Source organism: Streptomyces sp. Mut1 (assembly GCF_030719295.1).
Lineage (GTDB): Bacteria > Actinomycetota > Actinomycetes > Streptomycetales > Streptomycetaceae > Streptomyces > Streptomyces castrisilvae.
This window is the reverse complement of sequence record NZ_CP120997.1, coordinates 7,089,699-7,106,361: the sequence shown is the minus strand read 5'-3', so window position 1 is coordinate 7,106,361 and position 16,663 is coordinate 7,089,699. Positions and strand designations below refer to the sequence as shown.

Annotated in this window: 14 protein-coding genes; 5 read left to right on the top strand and 9 right to left on the bottom strand. The window is 72.3% G+C overall.

What is annotated here, in order from left to right:
* Positions 1–29: 29 nt before the first annotated feature.
* Both P8A18_RS30720 and P8A18_RS30715 read right to left on the bottom strand, forming a co-directional pair.
* Positions 30–890 (bottom strand): carbohydrate ABC transporter permease, encoded by an 861-nt coding sequence (locus P8A18_RS30720; protein WP_306061250.1) that lies wholly within the window; start codon positions 888–890, stop codon positions 30–32.
* Between the two features lie 82 nt (positions 891–972).
* Positions 973–1,986 (bottom strand): ABC transporter permease, encoded by a 1,014-nt coding sequence (locus P8A18_RS30715; protein ID WP_018552398.1) that lies wholly within the window; start codon positions 1,984–1,986, stop codon positions 973–975.
* Positions 1,987–2,326: 340 nt separating this feature from the next.
* On the opposite strand from P8A18_RS30715, the gene P8A18_RS30710 reads away from it, so the two are divergent.
* From P8A18_RS30710 to P8A18_RS30690, 5 genes are all read left to right on the top strand, one after another.
* Positions 2,327–3,313 (top strand): hydroxyacid dehydrogenase, encoded by a 987-nt coding sequence (locus P8A18_RS30710; protein WP_306059836.1) that lies wholly within the window; start codon positions 2,327–2,329, stop codon positions 3,311–3,313.
* A 62-nt stretch (positions 3,314–3,375) separates the two neighbouring features.
* Complete coding sequence (locus P8A18_RS30705) at positions 3,376–4,470, top strand: LacI family DNA-binding transcriptional regulator (RefSeq protein ID WP_306061248.1); 1,095 nt, start codon at positions 3,376–3,378, stop codon at positions 4,468–4,470.
* A 159-nt stretch (positions 4,471–4,629) separates the two neighbouring features.
* The gene (locus P8A18_RS30700) at positions 4,630–6,036 is read left to right on the top strand and encodes a M60 family metallopeptidase (protein ID WP_306059834.1); all 1,407 of its coding nucleotides are present in this window, start codon (positions 4,630–4,632) and stop codon (positions 6,034–6,036) included.
* A gap of 27 nt (positions 6,037–6,063) precedes the next feature.
* Positions 6,064–8,499 (top strand): polysaccharide lyase 8 family protein, encoded by a 2,436-nt coding sequence (locus tag P8A18_RS30695; protein WP_306059832.1) that lies wholly within the window; start codon positions 6,064–6,066, stop codon positions 8,497–8,499.
* A gap of 113 nt (positions 8,500–8,612) precedes the next feature.
* Positions 8,613–10,544, top strand: a complete 1,932-nt coding sequence (locus P8A18_RS30690) for a DUF2264 domain-containing protein (RefSeq protein ID WP_306059830.1) — start codon at positions 8,613–8,615, stop codon at positions 10,542–10,544.
* A gap of 18 nt (positions 10,545–10,562) precedes the next feature.
* On the opposite strand, the gene P8A18_RS30685 is transcribed toward P8A18_RS30690, so the two are convergent.
* The 7 genes from P8A18_RS30685 to P8A18_RS30655 all read right to left on the bottom strand — a co-directional run bounded on the left by P8A18_RS30685 (position 10,563) and on the right by P8A18_RS30655 (position 16,642).
* Positions 10,563–11,150: a GAF domain-containing protein gene (locus P8A18_RS30685; RefSeq protein ID WP_306059828.1), complete on the bottom strand. Its 588-nt coding sequence runs from the start codon at positions 11,148–11,150 to the stop codon at positions 10,563–10,565.
* Positions 11,147–11,881: a GTP-binding protein gene (locus P8A18_RS30680; RefSeq protein WP_306059826.1), complete on the bottom strand. Its 735-nt coding sequence runs from the start codon at positions 11,879–11,881 to the stop codon at positions 11,147–11,149. The genes P8A18_RS30685 and P8A18_RS30680 overlap by 4 nt, the downstream gene beginning before the upstream one ends.
* Entirely contained in the window at positions 11,859–12,230 is a 372-nt protein-coding gene (locus P8A18_RS30675; RefSeq protein ID WP_306059824.1) for a DUF742 domain-containing protein, read from the bottom strand. Before P8A18_RS30675 ends, P8A18_RS30680 begins: the two co-directional genes overlap by 23 nt.
* Before the next feature lie 2 nt (positions 12,231–12,232).
* Entirely contained in the window at positions 12,233–12,667 is a 435-nt protein-coding gene (locus P8A18_RS30670) for a roadblock/LC7 domain-containing protein (protein ID WP_306059822.1), read from the bottom strand.
* A gap of 7 nt (positions 12,668–12,674) precedes the next feature.
* Positions 12,675–14,546 (bottom strand): sensor histidine kinase, encoded by a 1,872-nt coding sequence (locus P8A18_RS30665; RefSeq protein WP_306059820.1) that lies wholly within the window; start codon positions 14,544–14,546, stop codon positions 12,675–12,677.
* Between the two features lie 334 nt (positions 14,547–14,880).
* Positions 14,881–15,873, bottom strand: a complete 993-nt coding sequence (locus P8A18_RS30660) for an alpha/beta hydrolase (RefSeq protein WP_306059818.1) — start codon at positions 15,871–15,873, stop codon at positions 14,881–14,883.
* A gap of 52 nt (positions 15,874–15,925) precedes the next feature.
* On the bottom strand, positions 15,926–16,642 hold the full coding sequence (locus tag P8A18_RS30655) for a C39 family peptidase (RefSeq protein ID WP_306059816.1): 717 nt from the start codon (positions 16,640–16,642) through the stop codon (positions 15,926–15,928).
* Positions 16,643–16,663 lie beyond the last annotated feature (21 nt).

Sequence of the window (16,663 nt, the reverse complement as noted above, 5' to 3'; positions counted from 1 at the left end):
AGGAAGGAGTGGGGGGGCGGTGGCTGCGCTCAGCCCTTGACTGCGCCGGTGAGCACGCCCTTGGTGAAGTAGCGCTGGAGGAAGGGGTAGACGCAGAGGATCGGGACGACGGCGATCACCAGGACCGCCATCTGGACGGCCTGCTGCGGGGCGAGCACTTCGCCGGCCGAGGCCGCGTTGAGGCTCTGGCCCTGGAGGACATAGGTCCGCAGCACCATGGGCAGCGGCCACTTGTCGGAGTCGTTGAGGTACAGGAGCGAGTTGAAGAAGGCGTTCCAGTACGTCACCGCGTAGAAGAGGCTGATCACGGCGAGGACCGCCTTGGACAGCGGCAGGACGATGCGCACCAGGATGCGGAAGTCGCCGGCTCCGTCGACCTTGGCGGCGTCGTACAGCTCCTCCGGCAGGTTCATGAAGAAGGAGCGCAGGACGACCAGGTTGAAGGCGCTGACCAGGGTGGGCATGACGAGCGCCGCGTAGGTGTCGTACAGGCCCAGTCCCTTGACCAGGAGGAAGTTCGGGATGATGCCGGCGTTGAACAGCATGGTGAACAGGGCCGTCATCAGGATGAAGCGGGAGCCGGTCACGTCGCGGCGGGAGAGTCCGTAGGCCATGCCGACGGTGACGAGCAGGCTGGCGAGGGTCCCGAACACGGTGATGCCGACGGAGACGATCAGTGCCCGGGTGACGACTCCGCCGGTGAAGATCGTGCGGTAGGCGTCGAGGGTGGGGTGGTCGGGCCACAGCACGAGGCCGGAGCTCTTGATGATGTCGGTCTGCGAGGCGAAGCTCGTCCCGATGACGCCGACCAGGGGGTAGGCGACGGCGAGCACGACGACCACGACGGCGACGGCCTTCGCGGTCTGACCGAGCCGGGTCGGGCGCTCCATCCACGGCGGCCGGCCGTCGGATGTGCGCAGGGGGGCGGGTCGGGGCGCGGGTCCGGTGGTCCGGGCCGTGGCGCGCGTCTTCTCAGCGGTCAGCACCGCGGTACACCCCTTCGTGGCCGAGTCGGTGGGCGAACTTGTTGGCGCCCAGCACGAGTGCGGTGCCGATGACCGCCTTGACGAGTCCGACGGCGGCGGCGACGCCCCAGTCGTTGTCCTTGATGCCGTGGTAGTAGACGTAGGTGTCAAGCACCTCGCCCGCGTCCGGTCCGACCGCGTCGCGCTGGAGCAGGATCTGCTCGAAGCCGACGGAGAGGATCTGGCCGAGGTTGAGGATGAGCAGCAGGATGAGTACGGGGGCGATGCCGGGCAGCGTGACGTGCCACAGGCGGCGCCGGGGTCCGGCCCCGTCGATCGCGGCGGCCTCGTACTGCTGCCGGTCGATGTTGAGGAGGGCCGCGAGGATGATGATCGTGCCCCAGCCGGCGTCCTTCCAGGCCACCTGGAGGGTGAGCAGCCAGGGGAAGGCGTCGGGGTCGCTCATCATGTCGTAGCGCGGCAGTCCCAGGCCGCCCAGGAAGTCGGGCAGCACTCCGGCGCCGCCCAGGATCTGCTGGAAGATCGAGACGATGATGACCCAGCCGATGAAGTGCGGCAGGTAGACGACGCTCTGCACGAAGCGCCGGATGCGGTCGCTGGCGATGCTGTTGAGCAGCAGGGCCAGGGCGATGGGTATGGGGAAGAAGAACACCAACTGGACGAGGGCGATCTCCAGGGTGTTGAACGTCGCGCTCCAGAAGGCCGGTTCGCTGAACGCCGCGGTGAAGTTGGCGAAGCCCACCCACACGCTGTGCATGTATCCGAGGTACGGCTGGTAGTCCTGGAACGCCACCACGTACCCGAGCAGCGGCACGTAGTGGAAGACGATGAAGTAGAGCAGGCCGGGCAGGGTGAGCAGCAGCATCACCCGGTCGCGTTTGATGCGCTGTCCGAGCGTGAGCCGGTGCGGTGCGGCGAGGGCCGGGCCGGCTTGCGGGGCGGGTTCTTCGCCCCGCTTTCGCCGCTTTCCGCGCGGCAGCGGGGGTGCTGTGTCAGCCATGGTGCGTCCTGTTCGGCTGGGTGGCGCGTGGTGAGCCTTCTGCGGCGGCAAGTTAGTAAGCGGTTAACCCAAGCGTCAAGGGATCCGGGCGAATGTCTTCGTCATGTGATGCGTCTCCACGGGAATTCCGGGCGAATGAATGCCCAAAAAGCCGCATGTTCCGCACATTTGGTGAGCGACCGAGCTTGACGGTCGGCCACTGACCTCCTTAGCGTGCCGGTCATTCCATAGAACGCGATTACTATCCGGAGGCAGGGTGCGAACCACCGAAGAGGCGCCGGCTCGGTCCGGCACCGATGCAGCGGCCCCGCCCGGAAGGCGGCCGCGCACGGTCCTGGTCATGAGCACCGGGCTGCTGGACGACGTCTTCCCACCCGCCGTCCGGTCCCGGCTGGAGGAGACCGCGGATCTCCTCGACCCGTCCGTGATCAGCGAGTTCGGCTCCCCGGCCGCGCTCCGCGCGCTCTCCGGGGCGGAGGTGCTGCTGACCGGCTGGGGCTGCCCGCCCGTCGACGCGGCGCTGCTGGACCGGGCACCCGGGCTGCGGGCGGTCATCCACGCGGCGGGCACAGTGAAAACGTTTCTGTCCCCGGCCGCCTTCGAGCGCGGGATCGTCGTCTCGTCGGCCGCCGCGGCCAACGCGGTGCCGGTGGCCGAGTTCACGCTGGCCGCGATCATCATGGGCGCGAAGCGGGTGTTCCCGCTGGCCGGCCTCTACCGCGCCCGCCGCACGCATCGCACCGCCGCCGACCTGGACCGCCACGCCTGGCTCGGCACGCACGGCCTGACCGTCGGCGTGGTCGGGGCGTCCAGGATCGGGCGCCGGGTGATCGAGCTGCTGCGGGTCCTGGACGCGGAGGTGCTGCTGCACGACCCGTATCTGAGCGCCGCCGAGGCAACGGCCCTCGGTGTCACCCCGGTCGACCTCGACACCCTCGTGGCGACCAGCGACGTGGTGAGCCTCCACGCCCCGGACACCCCCGAGACCCGGGGCATGATCGACGCGCGCCGGCTCAGCCTGATGCGCCCCGGAACCCTGCTCGTCAACACGGCGCGCGGCCCGCTCGTGGACACCGAGGCGCTGACCGGTCATCTGGTCGACGGCCGGCTCGACGCCGTCCTCGACGTCACATCGCCCGAGCCGCTGCCGCCCGGCCACCCCCTGTGGGACCTGCCCAACGTCTTCCTGACCCCGCACCTGGCGGGCGCCCAGGGCAACGAGGTGGGGCGGCTCGGCGCGCTCGCCGTGGACGAACTCGCGCGGTACGCGAGGGGCGAGCCGTTCGGGCATCCCGTGCACCGGGCCGACCTCGGGAGGATCGCGTGACCACGCTCCCCCGGCAGGCTCTAGGCTCATCGTCACACAACAGCCAGCAGGGGGTGAGCCGGATGCGCCGGCAGAGCACGGCCGGGGACGGACAACGGCGCGCGACGGTCACCGATGTGGCCCGGCGCGCGGGTGTCTCGACTGCCACCGTCTCCCGCGTCCTCAACCGCAACTACCCGGTGGCGGAGGCGACTCGGGAGCGGGTGGAGTCGGCGATGCGCGAGCTCGGCTACGTCGTCAACGCACACGCCCGCGCGCTGGCCGGGGTCTCCAACCGCACCGTGGGCATCATCGTCAACGAGGTCATCGACCCCTTCTACGCCTACATCGCGCGCGGTGTGGAGCGGGAGGCCGCACTCGGGGGACGGCTCTGCCTGGTCTGCTGCACCCAGGGCGACCCGCAGCGCGAGCTGGCCTTCATCGACCTGATGCACGAGCGCAGAGCGGATGCGGTCGTGGTGGTGGGGGGCTCCATCGCGGACCGGGGCTACACCTCGGAACTGGCCCGCCGGGCACGCGAACTGGAAGCCGGCGGCTCGAAACTGGTGCTGTGCGGCCGGCCCCCGCTGGGCGAGGCCGCGCCCACCGCGGCCGTCGAGTACGACAACGAGGGCGGCGCCTTCGCGATCACCGACCATCTGCTGATGCAGGGTCACGAGCGCATCCTCTACCTCGGCGGCCCGCCCAGGCTCTCCACCACCCGCGACCGGCTCGCCGGCCACCGCCGCGCCCTGGAACTGCGGGGCGTCCCCATCGACCCCGACCTGGCCCAGCCGGGCGCCTTCAGCCGCAGCTTCGGCTACCGCAGGATGGCCGAACTCCTCCGCGACGGGCCCTCGTTCACCGCCGTGTTCGCGGCCAACGACATGGTCGCGGCCGGCGCCGCACAGGCCCTGGAGGAGGCCGGTGTGCGGGTCCCCAAGGACATCTCGCTGGTGGGGTACGACGACATCCCGGTCGCCCAGGAGCTGCGCCCCCGGCTGACCACCGTCCACGTCCCGCTGGAGGAGATGGGCCGCCAGGCGGTACGGCTGGCCGTGTCCGGCGGGGACGAGGACGACTGGCGGGAGCCGACCACGGGGGCACTGCGGCTCGGCACCCACATTGTGGTACGCGATTCCGTGGCACCCCGGTCGGGCCGGCCGGCCCGGGTGTGACCGGTTACTTCCCGCCTGTCCGTAGTTGGCCATAGAAAATCACAGTAACTTCCCGACTCCCCTTGCGACTCGACAGCAACCGCTTACATGCTGACGGAGCACCCCCCACCTGTTCCGCACGCTTCCGCCCCTCGTTGATTTCTGCAGGGAGAGTTCCGCATGCGTAAGCCCAGCAACCCCCTCGCCCCGGCCACCGCCTCCCCCGCCGGCACCGCTGCCCCCCTGGGCCGCCGGGCCGTCCTCGCCGCAGCCGCGGGCGCGGGAACGGTGGCGGCGCTCGGCATCACCGCGACCACCGCCTCCGCATCCGCACCCGCCACCACCGCCTCGTCACGGGCCGCGGGCCGCCCGGCCTCCGTGACCGTCACGGCCCGCCCCGCCGCCGAGGCCGAACGGCTGCGGCTGGGGCAGGCGTTGCGCGGCTCGGAGTTCCAGCCGACCGGCCTGTACGCGCCCGCCGGCACCCCGCTCTCGCTGACCGTCCGGCCGCACGACGGCCTGGTCCCCACACTCTGGATCGGCGCCTGGGACTACTACGGCGAGATCACCGAACCCCGCGGCTATCCGCTGGCCCGGGGCGCCAACACGGTGACCGACCCGCACGGCGGACCGGTCTACCTGACCCTCACCGGGCACGGCGAGCGAGCCGATGTGCTGTTCCGGTCCGGCGCGGTCCGCATGCCGGTCTTCACCCTGGGCCGCACCACCGAGGCCGACTACCGGCACCAGCTGGACACGCTGACCGCGTCGCCCTGGGTGGAGCTGCACGCCCCGCACACGATCATGACGCTGACCCGCGAGGGCGCGCTGCTGTACCGCGACGAGGACCACGCCGCGCTGCTCCGGCTGGTCGAGACGATCATCGACTCGCACGCCCGGATCAGCGGCCTGGACGGCTCGAAGCCGGTGCACCGCAGGAAGGCGGGGCCGTACCACTTCACCGAGGTCAGCAAGGTCCCGACCGGGGTCGGCGCCTACGCCACGCACGGGTACAACGGCTTCCCGCGCGCCTACCTGGACCGGGCCACCACGGTCGAGGGCCTGCGCACCCGGGGCTGGGGGCTGTACCACGAGCTCGGCCACCTCCATCAGCAGATGGCGTACAAGCCGGGCGGCCTGACCGAGGTCACGGTGAACATCTACTCGCTGGCCGCGCAGCGCACCCTGAAGCAGCCGTCGAACCTGCTGACGGTCGACCCGGAGACCGGTCTGACGGTGTTCCAGACCTCGCGCGCCAAGTTCGGCACGGACGGACTCGCCTACGAGAAGTCCTTCGGCGCGTACGAGAAGCTCGTGCCGCTGCGTCAGCTGGAGCTCGCCTTCGGGGAGGACTTCTGGCCCCGGCTGCACAAGCTGGTGCGCGAGGAGAACCCGCAGTCCGACTACACGCAGGACGCCAAGCGCTACCGCGCGCTGGCCACGTACTCCAGCCGGATCGCGGGCTACGACCTGACGGACTTCTACGTGAACACCTGGGCATTCCCCATCGACGCCGTGGGCCGCGCCGAACTCGCCGCGCTGAACCTCCCCCGTCCGCCCGTCGACCCGAGCACACTCTCCGACTGAGGCAGAGAAGAGGAAGGACGAGTCACTATGCAGCTGAACCGAAGGACCCTTCTCGCTGCGGGCGGCGGCGCCACCGTGTCCGCAGTTCTCACGGCCGGTCCGGTCCGGGCGGCGCAGCCACGACCGGCGAAGGACGCGACGCGGGAGGCGGGGCAGATCACCGACGAGGACTTCGACGGGCTCCTGAGCCGGGCCGGGACCCTGCTCACCGGAGGCGCTTTCGACCCGGCCGACCCCGACTTCGCGACGGGCCTCGCCGCCCTGGACGACGCGGCGGACGAGCTGTGGCAGACCCTGGACCGAGGGGAGGAACGCACCGCGCTGTGGCCGGACCTCTCCCCCCTCACCGATCCGGGCAACTTCGGCCAGAGCTACACCCGGCTGCGCACCCTCGCCACCGCCTGGGCCACCCCCGGTACCGCGCTCTCCGGCCGGGCGGAAACCGCCGACGCACTTCTCCGGGCGCTGCGGTTCGCCTACGACACCGCCTACCACCCCACGGCCCCGGAGTCCGGCAACTGGTGGTTCTGGGAGATCGGAGCACCGCGCGCGCTGATGGACTGCTGCGTCCTGCTGCGCGGGCGCCTGGCCGCCGCCGATCTCGCGGACTATCTGGCGGTCGTGGACCGCTTCTGCCCGGACGCCGACCGCAGGACCAACTCCCCCACCCTGTCGGAGACCGGCGCCAACCGCACCGACAAGGCGGTGATCGTCGCGCTGCGCGGGCTGCTGGGCCGGGACGCGGACAAGGTCGCCGCCGCTCGCGACGCGCTCTCCGACGTCCGCGACGCGGGCCGCAACAGCCTGTTCCGCTATACGACTTCGGGCGACGGCTTCTACGAGGACGGTTCGTTCGTCCAGCACGGGGAGGTGGCCTACACCGGCTCGTACGGGACCGTGCTGCTCGGCGGCGCGGCCTGGCTGCTCTCGCTGCTCGCCGGTTCCCCGTGGGCCGTCACCGATCCTGAGGTCTCGGTGATGTACGAGGCCGTGGAGCGCAGCTTCGTCCCGGTGGTCTTCGACGGGCTGATGATGGACGCCGTGCGCGGCCGGGCGGTGTCCCGGGAGCGGGCGGGTGACCACCGGGACGGGGCGGCGGCCGTCGCCGCGATCCTGCTCCTCGCGACCGGCGCCCCGGCCGGCCCGGCAGGCCAATGGCGCTCGCTCGTCAAGGGCTGGCTCACCCGCAACCGCACCACCCCTTTCACCTCGCTCGCCGACCTCCCCCAACTCGCCCTGGCCAAGGCGGTCCTGGCCGACCGGGACATCCACGCGGCGCCGCGCACCACCGGCACCTTCGTCTTCGCCGACATGGACCGCGTTGTCCACCGCCGCCCCGGCTGGGCCTGCACCCTGTCGCTGTCCTCGAAGCGCATCTCCGCGTACGAGGCGGGCAACGGCGAGAACCTGCACGGCTGGTACACCGGCGACGGCATGACGTATCTGTACGACGGCGACGACCTCGGGCAGTACAACGACGGCTTCTGGCCGACCGTCGATCCGTACCGCCTCCCGGGCACCACGGTCGACACCCGCCCACGCGAGGACCTCGGCACCGGCGCCGGCACCTCCACCTACCGGCCGTCGAACACGGTGGCCGGCGGCGCCGCGCTGGACGGCCGGTACGGCGCGGCGGCGATGGAGCTGATCGGTGCCGAGGGCAGCAGCCTGCGGGCCAGGAAGACGTGGTTCCTCCTCGACAACACGGTCGTCGCGCTCGGCGCCGGCATCACCGCGGGCGACGGCTACCCGGTCGAGACGGTGATCGACAACCGCAGCCTCGGCGCGGCCGGCCGCAACCGCCTGCTCGTCGACGGTGTACCGCAGCGCGTGGAACAGGGCCGGGCCGGTGCGTTCGGCCGGGCCCGGTGGGCGCACATCGAGGGCGTCGGCGGCTATGTCCTGCCCGGTGGCACGGCCCTGCGCACGCTCCGCGAGGAGCGCACCGGCACCTGGCGGGCCATCGACACGGGCGCGGACACGGGTGGCAGCACCGACCCGGTCACCCGCCGCTACCTCACCCTCTGGCTCGACCACGGGCCGTCCCCTACGGACGCCGGATACGCCTATGTGCTGCTCCCCGGCGCCTCCGCCGCCGCCACCGCGGTGTGGTCGGCGTCCCGCCCGGTGCGGATCGTCGCCAACGACGCCACCGCCCAGGCCGTGGAGGACCGCAGGACCGGGCTGACCGCCGTGCACTTCTGGGGCCCCGGTACGGCGGCGGGCATCACCGCCTCCGGCCCGGCGACGGTCCTCGTGCGGCGGCGGGGCGGCCGGGTGTCCGTCGCGGTCGCCGACCCCGGCCGCACCGAGTCCTCGGTCACGGTCCGGCTGCCCTTCGCCGCACGCGCGATGGCCCGGGCGGACGACACCGTGACGCTCTCCCCGGGCCGCAGGCCCACACTCACCGTCGCCGTCGGCGGCTCCCGGGGCCACACCCACCACGCCGAACTCGTCCAGTGATCCCCCGCCCGGCACATCCGTTCCGGCTCGTCCGGTAATCCCCCGGCCCACCGAATCCAGCCGGGCTCGTCCGCCGACCGCCCCCGCTCATCGAATCCAGGAGCAGCACCACCATGTCCGTCGCCCCGCATCTGCACCTGCCGCCCACCGACCGGATCCTGTCCTCCCGCACCGGCTGGACCAGGGCGCACTGGGAGGTGACGGCCGACCGGATGCTGGACGCGCTGACGCCGTACGCGACACCGGGGTTCGCCCAGTACCGGCTGCCCGGCCGGGGCAGCTGGTCCGGTGTGGTCTCCGACGGCCTGGAGGGATTCGCCCGGTCGTTCCTGCTCGCCGCCTGCCGGATCGCGGGCGCGGGCGGGGCGGTCGACCCCGCGCTGACCGAGCGGTACGCCGCCGGTCTCGCGGCCGGCACGGACCCGGCGAGCGGGGAGGCGTGGCCGCGCCTGACGGACTGCTCGCAGCAGATGGTGGAGGCCGCGTCGGTCGCGGTCGCCCTGCACGAGACCCGGCCGTGGATCTGGGACCGGCTCGACGCCCGGGTGCGGGAGCGCGTCGTCGACTGGCTCTCGGGCTTCGTCGGCGGCCGCACCTGGGACAACAACTGGCGCCTGTTCCAGGTGGTCTCGGAACAGTTCCTGGCGTCGGTCGGGGCCCCGTACAGCCGGTCCGACATCGAGAACGGACTCGACAGGATCGAGGACTGGTACGTCGGCGACGGCTGGTACACCGACGGCAGCGGCCGCAACTTCGACTACTACATCGGCTGGGCCATGCACCTGTACCCGCTGCTGTGGGCGCGGATCGCGGGCCCCGACGGCGACGGCGGCCGGTCCGCCGCCTACCGGCAGCGGCTCGGCCGGTTCCTGGAGGACTACCCGCACTTCTTCGGCGCCGACGGCTCCCCCGTCCATCAGGGCCGGTCCCTGTGCTACCGCTTCGCCGCGCTGGCCCCGGTCTGGATGGGCGCGCTCGCGGACTGCACCCCGCTCGCGCCGGGGCTGACCCGTCGCCTCGCCTCCGGGGCGCTGCGCCACTTCGCCGAGCGCGGGGTCCCCGACGAGCGGGGGCTGCTCACGCTCGGCTGGTACGACACCTTCCTCCCGGCCACCCAGCCCTACTCCGGTCCCGCGTCACCGTACTGGGCGAGCAAGGGGTTCCTCGGGCTGCTGCTCCCGGCCGACCACGAGGTGTGGACGGCGCGTGAACTCCCGCTGCCCGTCGAGGAGTCCGACACCTACACCGCACTGCCCGCCCCCGGCTGGCTGCTGCACGGGACCCGCCACGACGGGCTCGTCCGGCTGGTCAACCACGGCAGCGACCACAATCCGCCCGCCCCCGACGCCGAGGGGCCCGACGCCGACCCGGACCGGGGCGCCGGCGAGGACGACCCGCACTACGCGAAGCTGGCGTACTCGACGGCGACCGCCCCCGAGTCCGCCCCGCACGCCCACGCCCGCGACATCGACAACCACCTGGCGCTGCTCGCCCCGGACGGCACCCCTTCCCGGCGCCGCCGCATCCACCCGCTGCGCTGCGAGGACCGCGTCGCCGCCTCCTGGTCGGCGGCCCGGCTGCCGGGCGACGCGCACGCGTACCGGATCGAGACGACCAGCGTGCTGCACGGCCCGTGGGAGATCCGGGTCCACCGGGCCGAAGCCCCCGAGGGCGCGGTGGTCCGGGAAGGCGGTCACGCCGTGGCGCATCCGCGGAGCCCGTACGCCTCGTCGGGGCCCGACTGGGCCCTGGCCCGTACCGCGGAGGGGCTGACCAGTGCGGTGGTCGGGCTGTACGGCTGGGACGGCGGCGCTGACGGGGCCGCGGTGGCGCGCGACGTGGAGTCCAACGCGTACGGTCCCCACTCGGCCGTCCCGTATCTGCGCAGCGCTCCCCGCCCGGCCGGGCGGAGCGTCCATGTCACGCTCGTGGTGCTCTCCCGCGACCGCGTCCACCCGGAGGCGCTGCGCACGGCCGTACGGGTGCGGGTCGACGGGGACACGGTGTCGCTGGCCTTCCTGGACGGGCGCACGGTCGAGGTGTGAGCGGGAAGGGCGCGGGCGTCAGAGTCCGAAGGCGTTGTCCTCCCTCCGGTGGAGGTGGCCGACCAGCTCCTGCGCCAGGGACTTGATGGTGTCGAGCCCGGCCCTTCCCCACGGGCGGGGCACGGTGTCCACCGCGCAGACGGCTCCCAGCGCGATCCCGGTACGGTCGATCAGCGGCGCCCCCAGATAGGAGCGGATGCCTATGTCGTCCACGACCGGGTTGCCGGCGAACCTGGGGTAGTCGCAGACGTCCTCCAGGACCAGCGCCTTGCGCCGGACGACCACGTGCGGGCAGTAGCCGTGGTCGAGGGCCACATACCGGCCGTTGCGGCCGCTGCCCGCCGCTGTGGCGCCCAGGTCCGAGCCCTTGCGGGTGCCCGCCGGGGTGTGCAGCCCCGCGTAGAACTGGCGGTTGCCGTCGATGAAGTTGACCATCGAGAACGGCACGTCCGTCACTTCGGCCACCCGGTCGGCGAAGGCGTCGAAGTTGTCGAACGAGGCGTCGGCCCGTTCCCCGAGGCCGAGGCTGCGCAGCCGCTGAGTGCGGACGGGCGCCTCGCCGTCCACGGGGGTGAGCAGCAGCCGTCCGGCGGCGTGCGGGATCACGGACGGACCCCGAGGCCGGCGTGGCCGGGGAGCGGCGCGGTCTCGTCGGTGGCGTTGATGAGGTGCTGGACGAGGGTGACGAGCGTGCCGGTGCCGGAGCTGGCGACGCGCGCGTCGCACAGGACGACCGGCACCTGGGGCGCCAGGTCGAGCGCGGCCCGCACCTCGTCGGGGCCGTAGCGGTAGGCGTCGTCGAACTCGTTGACGGCGACGATGAATCCGATGCCGCGTCGTTCGAAGAAGTCGACGGCCGCGAAGCACTCCTCCAGTCTGCGGGTGTCCGCGATCACCACCGCTCCCAGCGCGCCCTGGGAGAGTTCGTCCCACATAAACCAGAAGCGTTCCTGGCCCGGTGTGCCGAACAGGTAGAGCACATGCTGTTCGTCCAGTGTGATGCGGCCGAAGTCCATCGCCACGGTGGTGGAGGTCTTGGACTCGACGCCTTCCAGGCTGTCGGTGGCCGCACTGGCCTGTGTCAGCAGCTCTTCGGTGCTCAGGGGCGCGATTTCGCTGACCGCTCCGACGAACGTCGTCTTGCCGACCCCGAATCCGCCCGCCACCAGGATCTTGAGCGCGACGGGGAAGCCCTCGGGGGCGGCGGGGGCTTCGGCGTACCCGGACGTCGCGGTGGAGTGCGCGTACCCGTTGCCGGACGCGTCGTCCGCGTAGCCGTAGCCGTAACCGGAGTGGTCCGGGTAGCCGTAGCCGTCAGAGCTGTCGTCGTAAGCCATCGAGCACTGCCTCCAGCAGATGTCGGTCGGTGGGGGTGTCATGGAAGGCGGGCGCGTGGGCGGTGACGGCGCCGCAGTCGACCAGGTCCGAGAGGAGCACCTTGGTCACGACGGCGGGCAGCTTCAGGTGTGCGGCGATCTCGGCCACCGATGTGGGTCCCTCGCACAGCCCGAGTGCCACCGAGTGCTCGGGGCCGAGGTGGGTCTGCGGAACGGTCCCGGTGGCCATCACCAGGGACAGCAGGTCGAGCACGGCCGTGGGACGGGTACGGCCGTTGCTCACCGTGTAGGGGCGGATGAGGCGGCCCGCCGCGTCGTCGAGCAGCGGCCCGTCCTGGGTGACCGCCATGCTCACAGCCCCGCGGCGCCCGGCATCCCGGCCACCTGTCTGGCGGGTGTCGTGAGATAGGGCCGGACACTCTTGACCAGCATGGCCATCTCGTAGCCGAGCACGGCGGCGTCGGCGTTGCGTCCGGCGAGCACGGCCAGACACGTCCCGGAGCCGGCGGTGGCCACGAACAGGAGCGTCGAGTCGAGCTCCACGACCACCTGGCGGACCTCTCCGTTGTCCCCGAACCTGGCTCCGGCGCTGCGGCCCAGCGAGTACAGGCCGGCCGCCAGCGCCGCCATGTGGTCGGCGCTGTCGGCGTCCATGCCGTGGAGGGATTTCACCAGCCCGTCGGCGGAGAGCAGGACCGCGCTGCTGGTGTACGGCACACGCTGTACCAGCCCGCTCAGCAACCAGTCGAGGTCCGAGACCTGACCGGACGGCATATCGGTCGCCATGGTGCATCTACTCCTTGGTGGGGTTCGCTGCGAGGGGGTCGTGGTCGCCGGGGTAGGCCCCGGCACCATGCGGGTGCGCGGGCGCGGCCGCGCCCCGGACGGGGAGCGGCTGGAGCGGTGCCCCGACCCGCGCGGCCGTCGTGGTGCGGGTGGCACCGGCCGGCGCCTCCGGTGCGGGCTCCGGCTCGGCCTCTGACTCGGCGCGGGCCTCGGCGAGGTCGATACCGCGCCGGAAGGCGGCCACGAGCCCGGGGTCGTGCAGGACGGGCTCGTCATCGGGCCGCGGGGCGGGGGCCTCCCTGAGCTGCGGGACCAGGTGCTCCTGGTTGGCGCGTTTGGGGAGCTGGGGCCGGTCCATGGTGCCGTGGACCGCAGCCGTCTCGGGCGGGGCCTGGTCGGCGGGGGCGGGCGTCGCCGCCCGTTCGGCGCGCAGGGGAAGCGGTGGGGCCTCGTCCTGGCGGCGTGCCTGCTGCGGGGGGCGGTCGAGCCTCAGCTGCCGGCTGGGGACGTACGGTCGGCGCTCCGGCTCGGGGGCGGGCGCCGGGGCCGGGTCGCGGGGCGCGACGGTGTCCTCGTGGGGCGGCGGGCGGTGTACCGGCCCGGGGGCCGGGACCGGCGCGTCGGCGGTGGGGCCGGAGGAGTCGTCTTCGGCGCCGAGCAGGGTCTGCGGCAGCACGAGCACGGCCTGGGTGCCGCCGTAGATGTTGCTCTGGAGCCGTACGGCGATGCCGTGCCGCCGGGCCAGCGAGGCCACCACGAACAGCCCGATCCGGCCGTCCTGGAGCAGGCGGGCGACGTTGACCTGGTCGGGGTCGGTGAGCAGGGCGTTCATCCGCTTCTGCTCGTCCTCCGGCATGCCCAGTCCGCGGTCCTCCACCTCCAGGGCGAGCCCGGCGGTGACGTGCTGGGCCCGCATCAGCACCTGGGTGTGCGGGGCGGAGAACACGGTGGCGTTCTCCACGAGTTCGGCCAGCAGGTGGATGACGTCGGCGACGGCGTGGCCGCGGAGGGTGCCGTAGATCGGGGGCACGAGCTTGACCCGCGGGTAGTGCTCGACCTCGGCGATGGCCGAGCGCAGTACCTCGGTCATGGTGACCGGGTTGCTCCACTGGCGGCGGGAGACGGCGCCGCCGAGCACGGCGAGGTTCTCGGCGTGCCGGCGGATGCGGGTGGCCAGGTGGTCGACGTGGAAGAGGCCCTTGAGCAGGTCCGGGTCCTCGACCTCGTGCTCCAGCTCGTCGAGCAGCTGGATCTCGCGGTGCACGAGCGACTGGAGGCGGCGGGCGAGGTTGACGAAGACCTCGACCTTCTGGTCCTCGCCGCTGTTCTCGGAGAGCTGTGCGGCGTGGACGACGGCGGCCACGGCGGCTTCCTGCTGGCGGCCGAGCTCCTGGGCGAGCAGTTCGAAGGGGTCGCTGCCGGGTGCGAGGGGCTGCGGGGAGCGGCTGACGGGGACGGGCTCGCCGTTGCGGAGCCGCTCCACCACGCGTTGCAGCTCCGCCTGGCCCTGGGCGCTGGTCCGGCGCAGCGCGAGGCAGCGGCCGAGAACCGTGGTGGCGGCCCGGTTGGCGGCGAGGAAGGCGGCGAGGATCGAGGCGAGGGCGAGCGCGCCGGCGGCGCCCAGCGCGGTCCAGAGTTCGGTGGACGGCCGGGCGTGGCCCGCGCGGGCGGTGAAGATGACGGCCGCGGCGCCGGCCAGGGCGACGGCGAGGGCCGGCAGCACGGCGGTGCGCAGGAGTTGAGGGCGTATGCGCGCCTCGGGGGACGGCCGGGCGGCGCGTGGTCGGGCCGCGGCCGAGTGGGAACGGGCGCCCGGTCGGCCGTGCCGCCCGCCCTCTCGTCGATCCGGTCGCGCGTCGGGTGCGCGAAGTTGAGACATCAGCGTCCTCGGTACGTGGGGCCCCAGGAATCTGCATTCATGTGGTGGCACCTACGGTGGTCGGTCGTTCTCGGGGTCATCGGCCGGGCGGGCCCGGAGAATATGAGCCCACCGTTGATCACCGGGCACTCACGGTAGTCGTCAGGTGCGAGGGCGTGAGGGGCAGTTGGGGAACTTGCCCGCCATCCGTCCCGCTCTGGTATGAGCGCTCGCACGAACGACCGATTTCTCCGGGGCCCATTCCGGGTCAACTGCCCGCGAAGGGGGGTGCCGTGACGCGAGCGAGCCCCCTCGACGGCGGTCGAGGGGGCTTGCCTGCCTGGGTACGTACGCGCTACGCCTTGCGGAGCCTGCCGATGATTCCGTCGAGGTCGCGGGTGAACAGGGCGGGACGGACGAAGTGCCCGCCGGGTTCCTCGTGCCACTCGTGAGCGATCCCGGCCTGCCCGAGCAGTCCCCGGAATTCGCGCTGTCCGGCGAGCACCTGGTTCTCGTTGACCTGGTCGAACCAGTTGACCGGGTCGGGGCTGGTGCCGGCGACCAGGAAGACCCGCTTGTTGCGGTAGCTCTCGACGCGCTGGACCGGGTTGTCGGCGCTGACCCGGGCCTCGTCCCACAGCGGCATGCCGTAGACCGAGCCGCCGCCCAGCTCCACCGCGGCCGACGAGACGTTGGCCCAGTGCGTGACCAGACCGGCGTCACGGCGCAGGCTGGCCGGGCCGGAGTGCGCGCTCACGGAGGCGAAGTGCCCGTAGTACTTGGCCGCGTACTTCAGCGCGCCGAACCCGCCCATGGAGAACCCGGAGACGGCCCGGCCGTCGTATTCGGCGTACGTACGGAAGTTGGCGTCGATCCACGGGAGCAGCTGGGCGATGTGGAAGGTCTCCCAGTTGCGCGGGCCGGTGTTGGAGCTGACCGGGTTGGAGTACCAGCCCGCGTGTCCGCCGTCGGGCATCACCACGATGAGGGGCTTGCCGGCCGTCCAGGCGCGGATGCCCATGCGGTCGAAGGTGATGAAGTCCTGGTCGGTGCCGCCGCCGTGGAACAGGTAGAGCACCGGGTAGGTGCGGCCGCTCGTGTGGTAGCCGTCGGGGAGCAGGACGTTGACGCCCGGGTTCCAGCCGATCGCGTCCGTCGCGAAGCGGTAGTACCACATGCGCGGGTCGCTCTCGTTGCGGTCCACGATGCGCAGTCCGAATCCGTCGCCGGCCGCGCTGGCGGGCGAGGCCGACGCGAGCAGGCCGGCGGTCCCCAGGGCCATCGCCGCGGAGAGTCCTCCGGCGGCCCTGATGACGTTCCTGCGGCTGGGGCGGTGATCGCTCACCATGACCTCCTGGTGACAAGGGTGCGCGGACGTGGCCGGGACGGGGCGGGGGTGGTCATGCCGAGTAGCCCTTCGGCGGGATCAGCGTGGCGAGCTGGTCGAAGGAGATCCAGTAGATCTGGTTGCCGCTGAAGGAGGCGGGGTCGGCGATGAGGACGGTGCGGTCGACCTCGTCGTAGCCGAAGACCGTGAAGTAGTGGTAGATCGTCTGGTTCGAGGGGTAGCCGGGCGGCTGGTTGCCGGGCGGCGCCACGATGTTGGTGACCAGCGGGTAGTTGCGGTCGATGTCGAAGACGATGTCGTACCAGAGCAGGTCCCGCTGGGCCTGGGTCGGCGGGTCGTTCGGCATCTCCTTGGTCTCGTACCAGCCGCCGCCGAGGTTGGCGTTGAGCACCCCGGTGACCTGGGATATGTGGTCGGTGCCGTTCTCGGTGGTGCCGAGCTGCCAGGCGAGGTCGGCCTGGCTGGGCGGGGCGGTGCGGGCGGAGAGAGCGATGCGGGTGGCGGCCGGACCGCACCAGTATCCGGTCTGCTGGACCTGGTAGTCGATCTCCAGCCAGTGCGCGCTCGCCGTGCTTCCGGCGTCGACGGTCAGCCGGGTGCCCGGCTGGTTGTGCCCGCTGAGGACGGCGGTCCCGGCCGATGAGCCGTGGGCGAGCACGGCCGCGGGGGCGAGGTGCGGGGTGGGGGCGGACGCGAATGCGGTGCCGGGCTGGAGGAGGGCTCCGAGGGCGACCGCGGCGACGGCCGAGGACACGAGTCTCTTGCGCATGAGGGCTCCTGAGGGTGGGGG